General features: G+C 66.7%; 10 protein-coding genes, 1 tRNA gene and 1 pseudogene. All 12 read right to left on the reverse strand.

All coding sequences use genetic code 11. From position 1 onward, the window contains the following. Nucleotides 1-20 precede the first annotated feature (20 nt). Nucleotides 21-4145: a DNA-directed RNA polymerase subunit beta gene (gene rpoB, locus FV233_RS10260; RefSeq protein WP_147854852.1), complete on the reverse strand. Its 4125-nt coding sequence runs from the start codon at nt 4143-4145 to the stop codon at nt 21-23. A gap of 244 nt (nt 4146-4389) precedes the next feature. Beyond that, a complete protein-coding gene (gene rplL, locus FV233_RS10265) occupies nt 4390-4767 on the reverse strand; it encodes a 50S ribosomal protein L7/L12 (protein ID WP_147897404.1) in 378 nt (125 codons plus the stop codon). A gap of 49 nt (nt 4768-4816) precedes the next feature. Next, on the reverse strand, nt 4817-5335 hold the full coding sequence (rplJ, locus tag FV233_RS10270) for a 50S ribosomal protein L10 (RefSeq protein ID WP_007566048.1): 519 nt from the start codon (nt 5333-5335) through the stop codon (nt 4817-4819). Between the two features lie 641 nt (nt 5336-5976). Then, nucleotides 5977-7620, reverse strand: coding sequence for a DUF4070 domain-containing protein (locus FV233_RS10275; protein ID WP_147897405.1), 1644 nt, complete (start codon nt 7618-7620; stop codon nt 5977-5979). Between the two features lie 243 nt (nt 7621-7863). Beyond that, the gene (locus FV233_RS10280; protein WP_147897406.1) at nt 7864-8157 is read right to left on the reverse strand and encodes a GIY-YIG nuclease family protein; all 294 of its coding nucleotides are present in this window, start codon (nt 8155-8157) and stop codon (nt 7864-7866) included. 325 nt (nt 8158-8482) lie between these two features. Beyond that, nucleotides 8483-9181 carry a 50S ribosomal protein L1 gene (gene rplA, locus FV233_RS10285; RefSeq protein ID WP_147855889.1) on the reverse strand — a complete coding sequence of 233 codons (699 nt, stop codon included), beginning with the start codon at nt 9179-9181 and terminating at the stop codon, nt 8483-8485. Between the two features lie 11 nt (nt 9182-9192). Then, nucleotides 9193-9642: a 50S ribosomal protein L11 gene (gene rplK / locus FV233_RS10290; protein ID WP_147855888.1), complete on the reverse strand. Its 450-nt coding sequence runs from the start codon at nt 9640-9642 to the stop codon at nt 9193-9195. Nucleotides 9643-9865: 223 nt separating this feature from the next. Next, a complete protein-coding gene (gene nusG, locus FV233_RS10295) occupies nt 9866-10399 on the reverse strand; it encodes a transcription termination/antitermination protein NusG (RefSeq protein WP_007566056.1) in 534 nt (177 codons plus the stop codon). Between the two features lie 55 nt (nt 10400-10454). Then, entirely contained in the window at nt 10455-10751 is a 297-nt protein-coding gene (gene secE / locus FV233_RS10300) for a preprotein translocase subunit SecE (RefSeq protein WP_147897407.1), read from the reverse strand. A gap of 184 nt (nt 10752-10935) precedes the next feature. After that, nucleotides 10936-11012, reverse strand: a tRNA-Trp gene (locus tag FV233_RS10305). Nucleotides 11013-11169: 157 nt separating this feature from the next. Then, a complete protein-coding gene (locus FV233_RS10310) occupies nt 11170-12027 on the reverse strand; it encodes a DUF1444 family protein (RefSeq protein ID WP_147897408.1) in 858 nt (285 codons plus the stop codon). Nucleotides 12028-12272: 245 nt separating this feature from the next. Continuing rightward, nucleotides 12273-12574: pseudogene (gene tuf / locus FV233_RS10315) on the reverse strand (elongation factor Tu); the annotation flags it as partial.

Raw genomic sequence — 12574 nt, forward strand, 5'->3', positions numbered from 1 at the left:
GAGGTGTTGTCGCGACTCCGCTACTCGGCGGCGTCGGCCGGCGGCTCCAGCTGGTCGTTCGCGGCCTTCTTGGAGGACGTCAGCTCGACGTTGAGGCCGAGCGAGCGCATCTCCTTGACGAGCACGTTGAACGATTCGGGGATGCCGGCCTCGAAGGTGTCGTCGCCGCGGACGATCGCCTCGTAGACCTTGGTGCGGCCGGCCACGTCGTCCGACTTCACCGTGAGCATCTCCTGCAGCGTGTAGGCGGCGCCGTAGGCCTCCAGCGCCCAGACCTCCATCTCGCCGAAGCGCTGACCGCCGAACTGCGCCTTGCCGCCCAGCGGCTGCTGGGTGACGAGCGAGTACGGGCCGATCGACCGGGCGTGGATCTTGTCGTCCACCAGGTGGTGCAGCTTCAGCATGTAGATGTAGCCCATCGTTACCTTGCGGTCGAAGGGCTCGCCGGAGCGGCCATCGTAGAGGGTCGACTGCGCCGAGCGGTCGAGGCCGGCCATCTCGAGCATCTGCTCGATGTCGGCCTCCTTGGCGCCGTTGAACACCGGGGTGGCCATCGGCACGCCGCGACGGACGTTGTTGCCGGCCTCCGCCAACTCCTCGTCGGTCAGGCCGTCGAGTTCGCCCGGGGAGTAGATCGCCTCCATCTCCTGACGCAGCGGCGCGATGTCGTGCGACTTCAGATAGGCATCCACCGCCTTGGAGACCTTGCGACCCAGGCCCGCAGCCGCCCAGCCCAGGTGCGTCTCCAGGATCTGGCCGACGTTCATGCGCGAGGGCACGCCCAGCGGGTTGAGCACGATGTCGGCATGGGTCCCGTCCTCCAGGAACGGCATGTCCTCGATCGGCACGATCCGCGACACGACACCCTTGTTGCCGTGACGGCCGGCCATCTTGTCGCCCGGCTGGATTTTGCGCTTCACCGCCACGAAGACCTTGACCATCTTCATGACGCCGGGGGGCAGCTCGTCGCCGCGCTGCAGCTTCTCGACCTTGTCGAGGAAGCGCTGCTCAAGGCGCTTCTTCGACTCGTCGTACTGCTTCTGCATCGCCTCCATCTCGGTCATGAGACGGTCTTCGATGACGGCGAACTGCCACCATTGCGAGCGCGGGTAGTCGTTGATCAGCTCGCGGGTGAGCGTGGTGTCCTTCTTGAAGCCCTTCGGGCCGGCCACCGGCGCCTGACCGATCAGCACATCCGCCAAACGGGCGTAGGTGTTGCGGTCGAGGATCGCCTGCTCGTCGTCGCGGTCCTTGGCGAGCCGCTCGATCTCCTCGCGCTCGATCGCCTGGGCGCGCTCGTCCTTGTCGACGCCGTGGCGGTTGAACACCCGGACCTCGACGATCGTGCCGGTGACGCCCGGCGGCACCCGCAGGGAGGTGTCGCGCACGTCCGAGGCCTTCTCGCCGAAGATGGCGCGCAGGAGCTTCTCCTCCGGCGTCATCGGGCTCTCGCCCTTCGGGGTGATCTTGCCGACCAAGATGTCGCCGGCATTCACCTCGGCACCGATGTAGACGATGCCGGCCTCGTCGAGGTTCTTGAGCGCTTCCTCGGAGACGTTCGGGATGTCGCGGGTGATCTCCTCCGGCCCGAGCTTGGTGTCGCGGGCCATCACCTCGAACTCCTCGATGTGGATCGAGGTGAACACGTCATCCTTCACGATCCGCTCGGAGAGCAGGATCGAGTCTTCGAAGTTGTAGCCGTTCCACGGCATGAACGCGACGAGCACGTTCCGGCCGAGCGCCAGCTCGCCGAACTCGGTCGAGGGACCGTCGGCGATGATCTCGCCCTTCTTCACCGGCTCGCCGACGCGGACCAGCGGCTTCTGCGTGATGCAGGTCGACTGGTTGGAGCGCTGGAACTTCTGCAGGCGGTAGATGTCGACGCCCGGCTTCGTGGCGTCGGCCTCCTCGGTGGCCCGGATGACGATACGGGTGGCGTCCACCTGATCGACGATGCCGGAGCGGCGCGCCGCGATGGCCGCGCCGGAATCGCGGGCGACCACCGCCTCCATGCCGGTGCCGACGAACGGCGCGTCGGCGCGGACCAGCGGCACGGCCTGCCGCTGCATGTTCGAGCCCATGAGGGCGCGGTTGGCGTCGTCGTTCTCGAGGAACGGGATCAGCGCCGCGGCCACCGAGACGAGCTGCTTGGGCGAGACGTCCATGAGGTCGACGCGCTCGGGACCGACGACGATCACGTCGCCGGCGCGGCGGCAGACCACGAGGTCCTCCGTCAGCTTCTTGTTCTCGTCCATCTGGGCGTTGGCCTGGGCGACGTAGTACTTCGCCTCCTCCATGGCCGAGAGGTAGGCGACCTCATTGGTGACCACGCCGTCGCGCACGCGGCGGAACGGGGTCTCGATGAAGCCGTACTTGTTCACCCGGGCGAAGGTCGCCAGAGAGTTGATCAGGCCGATGTTCGGGCCTTCCGGCGTCTCGATCGGGCAGATGCGGCCGTAATGCGTCGGGTGCACGTCGCGCACCTCGAAGCCGGCGCGCTCGCGGGTCAGACCGCCTGGGCCGAGCGCCGAGAGGCGGCGCTTGTGCGTCACCTCGGAGAGCGGGTTGGTCTGATCCATGAACTGCGAGAGCTGCGACGAGCCGAAGAACTCGCGCACCGCCGCGGCCGCGGGCTTCGCGTTGATCAGGTCCTGCGGCATCACCGTGTCGATATCGACCTGGCTCATGCGCTCGCGGATCGCGCGCTCCATGCGGAGCAGCCCGAGGCGGTACTGGTTCTCCATCAGCTCGCCGACCGAGCGGACGCGACGGTTGCCGAGGTGATCGATGTCGTCGATCTCGCCCTTGCCGTCGCGCAGCTCGACCAGCGCCTTGACGACGGCCAGCATGTCCTCCTTGCGGAGGGTGCGGACGGTGTCGGCGGCGTCGAGGTCGAGGCGCATGTTCATCTTCACGCGGCCGACCGCAGAGAGGTCGTAGCGCTCGGAATCGAAGAACAGCGAGTGGAACATCGCCTCGGCGGTGTCGAGGGTCGGCGGCTCGCCCGGGCGCATGACCCGGTAGATGTCGAACAGCGCGCCTTCGCGGTTGGAGTTCTTGTCCACCGCCAGCGTGTTGCGGATGTAGGGGCCGACATTGACGTGGTCGATGTCGAGCACCGGCAGCTCGATGATGCCGACCTCGTCGAGGCTCTTCAGGAGCTTCTCGGAGATCTCCTCGCCGGCCTCGGCCCAGATCTCGCCGGTCTCGGTGTTGACCAGGTCCTCGGCGATGTACTGGCCGACCAGATCCTCGTCGGTGGCCTTGAGGTACTTGGTGCCCTTGTCGGTGATCTGACGGGCGTTGCGGGCGTTGAGCTTCTTGCCGGCCTCGAGCACGACCTCGCCGGAATCGGCGTCGATCAGGTCGACCGTGGCCTTCATGCCCTTCATCCGCTCGGGGTCGAACGGCACGCGCCACTCGGCGCCGTCGCGGTCGTAGACTACGCGGTTGTAGAAGGTCGACAGGATCTCCTCGCCGTCCAGCCCGAGGGCGTAGAGCAGCGAGGTCGCCGGCAGCTTGCGCTTGCGGTCGATGCGGACGTGCACGATGTCCTTGGCGTCGAACTCGACGTCGAGCCAGGAGCCGCGATACGGGATGATGCGGGCGGCGAACAGGAGCTTGCCCGACGAGTGGGTCTTGCCCTTGTCGTGGTCGAAGAACACGCCCGGCGAGCGGTGCATCTGCGAGACGATGACGCGCTCGGTGCCGTTGACGATGAAGGTGCCGTTCTCCGTCATCAGGGGCATGTCGCCCATGTAGACGTCCTGCTCCTTGATGTCCTTGACCGACTTGGCCTGGGTGTCCGGATCGACATCGAACACGATCAGCCGCAGGGTCACCTTCAGCGGGGCCGCGAAGGTGATGCCGCGCTGGCGGCACTCATCGACGTCGTATTTCGGCTGCTCGAAGGTGTAGCGCACGAACTCGAGCAGGGCCGTCGAGGCGAAGTCCGAGATCGGGAACACCGACTTGAACACGCTCTGGAGGCCTTCATCGCCGCGGCCGCCCTCCGGCTCGTCGACCATGAGGAACTGGTCGTAGGATGCCTTCTGAACCTCGATGAGGTTCGGCATCTCGGCGACTTCCTTGATCTTGCCGAAGAACTTCCGAATGCGCTTGCGACCGACCAGCGTGTTGGCCATGTGAACTCGCTCCATCCCGCGTGCCTCGCGCCCGGGGAAGCGTTCCCGACAGGGACCTCCCGCACCGGACTGTGACGCGCGCCCCGCCGGACCGCGCCACCGAACCGAATCTCTCTGGCCCGTTTTCAGGGCCCTCCGCCGAAGCGGCCTAAAGCCCGCGGGTGCTGCACCCGCGGGCTCCAGTCACGATAGGCCCACGATGGACCTCCGTGGGGTGATGGGCCGGATCCGGCCCATCGGCGACTTACTTGAGCTCGACCTTGGCGCCGGCCTTCTCGAGCTGGGCCTTGAGCTTCTCGGCCTCGTCCTTGGTGACGCTCTCCTTGACCGGCTTCGGAGCGCCCTCGACGAGGTCCTTGGCCTCCTTGAGGCCGAGGCCGGTGATCGCGCGGACCTCCTTGATGACCTCGATCTTCTTGTCGCCAGCGGCGGCGAGCACGACCGTGAACTCGGTCTGCTCCTCGACGGCGGCGGCGGCGCCACCGGCGGCCGGGCCGGCGGCGACGGCGACGGCGGCAGCAGCCGAGACGCCCCACTTCTCTTCGAGCATCTTGGCCAGGTCGGCGGCCTCGAGAACGGTCAGCGAGGACAGGTCGTCGACGAGCTTGGCAAGATCAGCCATTTTCAATTCCTCTCAGATATCGGTTCGAACGATGGGTTTTTGAAGGGCCTCAAGCGGCCTCGTCCTTGGTGGCATAGGCCCCGAACACGCGGGCGAGCTTGGCCGCCGGCGCATTGACGACCTGAGCGATCTTGGTCGCGGGCGCCTGTACCAGGCCCACGATCTTGGCGCGCAGTTCGTCGAGGGACGGGAGCGAGGCGAGGGCCTTCACGCCGTCCGGGTTCAGGGTTGTCTTCCCCATCGCGCCGCCAAGGATCACGAGCTTGTCGTTCGTCTTGGCGAAATCGACCGCGACCTTCGCGGCTGCGACCGGGTCGCCGGAATAGGCGAGCAGGGTCGGGCCCTTCAGGAGCGGCTTGATGGAGGCGACGTCCGTACCATCGAGTGCGATGCCGGCGAGGCTGTTCTTGGCGACCTTCACGGTGGCGCCGGCCTGCTTCATCTGCGAGCGCAGCTTCTGCATGTCGGCGACCGTGAGGCCCTTGTAGTGGGCCACGACGACGACGGCGCTCTGATTGAACACGCCGTTGAGCGTCGAGACGAGGTCAGCTTTTGCTGTCCGGTCCACTGGGCTCTCTCCGGTTGGCGGAACCCGGAATCGGGTCCGCCGGTTGCACATGCCGCCCGGACGTCGTCTCGGCCTTCAAGAGACCGGGAACGTCCGAACGACGCTTCGCGGCCCTGTCCCCGCACGTGCCCGCGAGGGCCGCTTCGGGTGAGTTGGTTCAAACCGACACCCCTCCGCGGCGTATGCCGCAGCGAGGCTTTTCCTAAGTTCGGTCTTCCCCGTCTGTGCAGGTTGGGCGTTGATTAAGCCGGCGAACCGGCACCTGCAGTCTCGGACAGGACATAGCCGGACAAGGCTCCGCGGGGCTCGTGCCCTCAGGATCCTGCCGGCTATTGCCACCCGGTTGCCCGGGCGACATTTCATGCGGAAACCGGCCGATTGGCCGTCTCCTTCCGTGAGGATGAAATGCGTAAGGCGCGGTGTATAGAGGCTAGCAAGCCGCCTGCCAAGGGCTGAAGCGCGACTTTTCCGCCGCAGGCAAGGGCTGGCGTGGGAGACCGGCTTGGGACGCATGGACGGTCCGTCGCCGACTCGGCCCAGAGGTATCACCGGACGCGCAAACCGGGAGCACGCATGCTCCCGGTTTGGATCGGTATCGGCGTCGATAGCCCTCCCGTACCTTAACGTGCCAAGCCCGAAGGCTACGCCGCCTCGCGCTCCGGCACCAGTTTGCGCCGCGCAGTCTCCCACCACGAACGCCGCCGCGCATCCTCGGCCTCCGCGGCCTTGGCCGCGTAGAACGAGGCGTTGTGCTCGCCCCGCAGGGCCTCGCGGGTGAAGCGGATCAGGTGGTGGGCGACGAAGCCCATGTTGAACACCGCCTCGATCTGCCCGCGCTTGAGCGCGTAGCCGGCGGCGCTCCAGAACGGCCTGCGGTAATCGGAGAGCAGCCCGACCCGCGTGATGATGTTGAAGCCGAGGATCAGGCCGCGGCGCAGGTTCGTGAAGGTGAGCTTGCCCTTGGTCGGGGTCTTGATCCGGTTCCGGTAGGTGGTTTCGCACTGGTGCTTGAACCGGGAGAAGAGCTGCTCCGGCTCGTAGGCATGGGCGATCGCCCGGCGCCAGCTCGACACGACGGTGTCGTGCGGGCGCTTGAACAGGACGTTCGATTCCAGCGCCGCATCGTGGACCAGGCGCCCCTCGCGCTCCAGCCGGTCCCAGAGCGGGGTCTTGGGCAGGGCCTGGAGGAGGTTGATGGTCAGCACCGGGATCGCCGACTTGTCGATGAAGTCGATCAGGTTCTGCTCGGACTTGTCGCTGTCGGTATCGAGCCCCAGGATGATGCCCGAGGTGACTTCGAGCCCGTAGGAATTGAGCGTCTCGATCGCCTCGTACATCGGCACGGCGGCGTTGTGGGTCTTGTCGATGCCCTTGAGCGCGTCGGCCTCGGGCGTCTCGATCCCGACGAACACGGTCATGAAGTTGGCCTGGCGCATCAGCTCGAGGATTTCGGGCTGCTTGGCCATGTTCAGGGTCGCCTCGCAGGCGAATTGCAGCGGGTAGTCGTTCTTCTTCTGCCACGCCACGAGATGGGGCAGCATCTCGCGGGTCGCCTTGCGGTTGGCGATGAAGTTGTCGTCCACGAAGTAGACCACCGCCGGGTGGCCGGGCTGGCTGATGATCGCGTCCAGCTCGGCGCACATCTGCTCGGGGCTCTTCAGCCGGGGCTGACGGCCGTAGAGCTGCGGGATGTCGCAGAACTCGCAGCGATACGGGCAGCCGGACGAGAATTGCAGCGAACCGATCAGGTAGCGCTTGAGCGGCGCGGCCTCGTAGGCCGGGGCCGGGAAGTCCGAGAGCGCGAGCCGCTCACCGGTCTCGAACACCACCTGCTGGGTCGGACGGGTAATGTCTGCATCGAGCCGTTCGATCAGCCGGTCGGTGGCGTCGCCGATCTCGCCGACGTGGAGATAATCGAAGTCCGGATATTTTTCCCGGGCGCCGGACACCGAGGGGCCGCCGAGCGCCGCGACCTTGCCGGCCGCGTGGGCGCGCCGGCCGATGTCGTGGATCTGGCCCTCCTGGATGTGCATCCCGGAGACGAACACCGCGTCGGCCCAGGCGAAATCCTGGGCGGAGGCGCGCCGGATGTTCTCGTCGATGAAGCGGTACTCCCAGCTCTCGGGCATGTAGGCCGCGATCACCAGAAGGCCCTGCGGGGGCATGAACGCCTTGACGCCGCCCATCAGCGGATAGGCGTGCGAAAACGTGCCGAACGAGGGCGTGTAGGCGGGGAAGACGCAGAGGATGCGTCGACGGGTCGTGACGGAGACTGTGCTGCGCATGAGGGCTATCTAGCACAGCCGCGCGGGATGGCGCCCCCCTTCGATGTTGAGAATGACGTGAAGGGCGGTGCTAAAGAGCCGCTGCTCGGCGACCCTTACGCTGGGTCCCGGATCAGGTTCCGCTTCGCTGCACCTGTCCGGGAAAAGGGCGGTGCAGGATGAACCGCGACGCCCTTTCCCGGGCGCATGCAGCGCTAGCGGAAAGCGACCCGGGACCCAGCGCAGGACGCGCCGCGCAGCGGCTCAAAACCCAAGATCCTCGTAGAGATCGCGCCAAGCCGGGTTGAATGCCTCGATCAGCGCGAGCTTCCACGCACGGCGCCAGCGCTTGATCGCATACTCCCGGATGCGGGCATCGATGATGCGGGAGTACTCTTCGTACCAAACCAGCATCGTCACGCCGTAGTCACGGGTGAACCCCGGCATCGCACCGGTGCGATGCTCATAGACGCGCCGGGCGAGGTCGGTCGTTGAGCCGGTGTAGAGCGTTCCGCTCCGCCGACTGGCGAGCATGTGGACGTGGGACCGGCGCTCCATCACCCACCTCCCCAGCACGGCAGGCGGATATGATGAAGCTTTGCCGATTCGACGACACCTTTTCCCGGGCGCATGCGGCGCTAGCGGAATGCGACCCGGGACCCAGCGCATCAAGATAAGGCGCTGACTTGCTACAACGTGGCACCTCAACTGAGCCGCTACGCGGCACATTTCTAAGCTGGGTCCCGGATCACCTTCCACTGTCGTTCCAGGCGTCCGGGAAAGGGGAGCGCCTCATCCGCAAAGGAGTTTTGCGCCGAGGCCCCCAACGCAAAACGCCCGGCCGTTTCCGGCCGGGCGCTTCGTTATAGCGGGAAGTTGAGCCTCAGGCGGTCAGGACCGTGTTCGGCTCGACCTTCACGCCCGGGCCCATCGTCGAGGTGACGGCGATGCGCTGGACGTAGGTGCCCTTGGCGCCCGCCGGCTTGGCCTTGGCGACCGCGTCGGCGAAAGCCTTGATGTTCTCGATCAGCTTGTCGGCGTCGAACGAGACCTTACCGACGCCGGCATGGACGATCCCAGCCTTCTCGACGCGGAACTCCACCGAGCCGCCCTTGGCGCCGGCCACGGCGGTCTTCACGTCCATGGTGACGGTGCCGACCTTCGGGTTCGGCATCAGGCCGCGCGGGCCCAGCACCTTACCGAGACGGCCGACCAGCGGCATCATGTCCGGGGTGGCGATGCAGCGATCGAACTCGATCTTGCCGCTCTGGACAATCTCCAGGAGATCCTCGGCGCCGACGATGTCGGCACCCGCCGCCTTGGCGTCGTCCGCCTTGGCGCCGCGGGCGAAGACCGCCACGCGGACCGTCCGGCCGGAGCCGTTGGGCAGGTTGCAGACGCCGCGGACCATCTGGTCGGCGTGACGCGGATCGACGCCGAGGTTCATCGAGACCTCGACGGTCTCGTCGAACTTCGCGGTCGCCCGCTCCTTGACCAGCTTGATCGCCTCGTCGAGCGGGTAGAGCTTGGTCACCTCGATGCCCTCGCGGGCCGCGCGGATGCGCTTTCCTTCGCGTGCCATGATGTCCTCCCTCAGGCCGTGATTTCGAGGCCCATGGCCCGGGCAGAGCCGCGGATCATGGCGACGGCCGCATCGACCGAGTCGCAGTTGAGGTCGGGCATCTTCTTCTCGGCGATCTCGCGCAGCTGCGCCTCGGAGATCTTGCCGACAACCGGGCCCTTACCGGGGGTCTTCGAGCCGGAGGCCGGCTTCTTGCCGATCTTCAGGCCGACGGCCTTCTTCAGGAAGAAGGTGACCGGCGGCTGCTTCATCTCGAAGGTGAAGGAGCGGTCCTGATACGCGGTGATGATCACCGGGATCGGGGTACCCTTCTCCATCTGCGCCGTCTTCGCGTTGAAGGCCTTGCAGAATTCCATGATGTTGAGGCCGCGCTGACCGAGCGCGGGACCGATCGGGGGCGACGGGTTCGCCGCGCCGGCCGGGACCTGAAGCTTCACGTAGCCCGTGATCTTCTTCGCCATGGGATATCTCCCAAACTGCGTCCGCCGCCGGGCTGCCTAAGCGCGGGCGGGTCGGACGATGACAGGTCGCGGTGCGATCCGTGGATCCCGGAGGCGAGGCCGGGCGGATCTTCCGCGGGTGAGACCGCCCCTTTGCAGGGTGCGGCCGCTTCACGGCCGAGGCTGAACGCCGGCCGGAAGAGGATGGACGGCCGAAAAACCGGCCGCCGAAAACGTGCGTGCCTCAGGCCTTCTCGACCTGGGCGTATTCCAGCTCCACCGGCGTGGCCCGGCCGAAGATCGACACGGCCACCTTGAGGCGGGAGCGGGCCTCGTCGATCTCCTCGACGGTGCCGTTGAAGCTCGCGAACGGGCCGTCGGCGACCCGGACGGTCTCGCCGATCTCGAACGCGATCGACGGCTTCGGCCGATCGACGCCCTCGGCGACCTGGCCCTTGATCCGCTCGGCCTCGGCGTCGGGGATCGGAACCGGCTTCGACTTGTCGGCCCCGAGGAAACCCGTGACCTTCGGGGTGTTCTTGATGAGGTGGTAGACCTCGTCGGTCAGGTCGCACTTCACCAGCACGTAGCCGGGGAAGAACTTGCGCTCGGCATCGACCTTCCGGCCGCGGCGCACCTCGACGACCTTCTCGGTCGGGACCATCACCTCGTCGAACAGCTCGGTCAGCCCGCGCTGGGCCGCCTGGTCCTTGATGGACTGCGCGACCTTGTTCTCGAAGTTCGAGTAGGCGTGGACGATGTACCAGCGCTTCGACACGGTTCCGTTCAACTCCGACAAGTCCGCGAGGTCTCCCCCGGATCGATATCGCCCCTCAGAGGCCGAGCACGAGGCCCACCACGAAGCGCAGGGCCTGGTCGACCACCGTGAAGAACAGGCTGGTGACCACGACCATCACGAACACCATGATGGTGGTGATCGTGGTTTCCCGGCGGGACGGCCAGGTGACCTTGCGGGCCTCGTCGCGGACCTGGGAGAAGAACTCGCCGGGCGTCGCGCGCTTCTGCGGCACCTTGGCGGGCGTGGCTGGACGGGCCGGCGGCGTGTTCGCGGGACCGCGAGCCGCGCCGCGCGCCACATCCACCTTCTTGGTCGCTTCGTTCGATGCCATGGCGCCAGTGTTTTTTGCGTGCGCGGGCCCGAGGCAGGGCCTGCTTCCGGGAACGCGAACATCCGGCGCCGAGGGCCTGGGGAGGCCCGCACCGACGGTCGCTTCAGATCTCGGATTGCGCCCGCTCTAGCGCAACTCCGCCGGCTTGTCGACCGGGCGACCGCGCGGGGTTGGGTGAGATGTCTGGCAGGAGTGGAGGGACTCGAACCCGCAACCTCCGGTTTTGGAGACCGGCGCTCTGACCAGTTGAGCTACACTCCTAGCGTTCTGCCAAATGCCCGATTGCGGCGGCGCTTGCAAGAGGTTCGGCGACACGGACAGGCCCGAGAAAGCAAAATGCGGCCCTCGCGGGCCTGTCCGTCCCACCCGATCATGACCGGAGCGGCGGGTCCTTCGGGCATCCCGCGGCTGCGCAGCGTCAACGGCCGTGATCCGCGCGCTCCGCAGCGGTCAAGGGACGCAATCCGTTTCGGTCGAAGTGGAACAGCTCGTCGCTGCGACCGTAGGGGCCGGCCCGCATCTGCTTGGTCGCCTCTGCGGCCAGTTCGTGCCGCGCAGCGCTATCGGCGGGCCAGGCCATCAGCGCATTCCGGGTCGGAGCGGTCAGGGTGATGCTGTCCGCCTTCAAGGCGCGGCGCATCTGATCGAGGTAGTCCGGCACCAGCAGCCGCGCGGCGTCGTAATCGTCGCCCGAATCGGCGATGGCGAAGATCGGCGTGTCATCCCCGACGCCGAGGCTGAACGGAGCATCCTTCGAGGTTGCCGCGAGGTTCTTGACGGCGGTCGCCTCCACCAGGGCGGGCTCGACATGCCAGCCCGCGAGCATCGCGCGGGTCACGTATTGGTACCGCTTCGGTTCATCGAGTACGTAGACAACGAACAGCGTCTCGGAAAACCGACGGTGGGCAATCTCCGGGCGCTGGTGAAGGATCTCTTCCGGCACGAGTTGCACGCGCAGCCGCGATTGGATGGCCGCGAAATCCCCGGGATCCGTCGCGGGCTGGGACCGCGCCAGAACTTCGGCGATGAATTCTGCGATGGCCCGTCGGCGTTCCGAGCCGGTGAGCCTGGCAACGCGCGGGTACAGGTTTGTGAGGGCGATCGTCCTGGGCCCGACATTGATCTGCCCCGGATCGGAATCGAGACGGATCTCGGCCGCCGGTTGCAGAACCCGGACCAGCGCCGCCACCTCGTCGCGGAATCGCCCGTCGCTCAAATCATCGGCGCGCGCCCCACCGAGCGCGATTGGGGCCCCGGCACAGATCAGGACCGGCAAATCCAGGGCGCGGCGAAGAAGACCAGCGGACATATGAGTCTCCACCGGAGCACGGTCGAGACATGACAAAGCAGCGCCGGCGCTCCGTCAAGACGAAGGCCGGCGGGAATCACATCAGATCTGCAGATTGGCACCTGGCATCCCGGCCGGACCGGGACATGTTCGCGCCGCGATGAGACGCAAGCTGCGAAAGGTACGCCGTCTGGCGGATCGGCGCGCCTCGCGACGCGCCGATCCGTCCTGGCTTAGTCGTTGATGGCGGCGACGACGCCGGCACCGACGGTGCGGCCGCCCTCGCGGATGGCGAAGCGCAGCTTCTCCTCCATGGCCACCGGCACGATCAGCGTGACGTCCATGGTCACGTTGTCGCCCGGCATCACCATCTCAGTGCCCTCCGGCAGCTCGCACACCCCGGTCACGTCCGTGGTCCGGAAGTAGAACTGCGGCCGGTAGTTGGTGAAGAACGGCGTGTGGCGGCCGCCCTCCTCCTTGGTCAGGATGTACGCCTCGGCCTTGAACTTGGTGTGCGGCTTCACCGAACCCGGCT

Source organism: Methylobacterium sp. WL7, assembly GCF_008040085.1.
GTDB classification, from domain to species: Bacteria; Pseudomonadota; Alphaproteobacteria; order Rhizobiales; family Beijerinckiaceae; genus Methylobacterium; species Methylobacterium mesophilicum.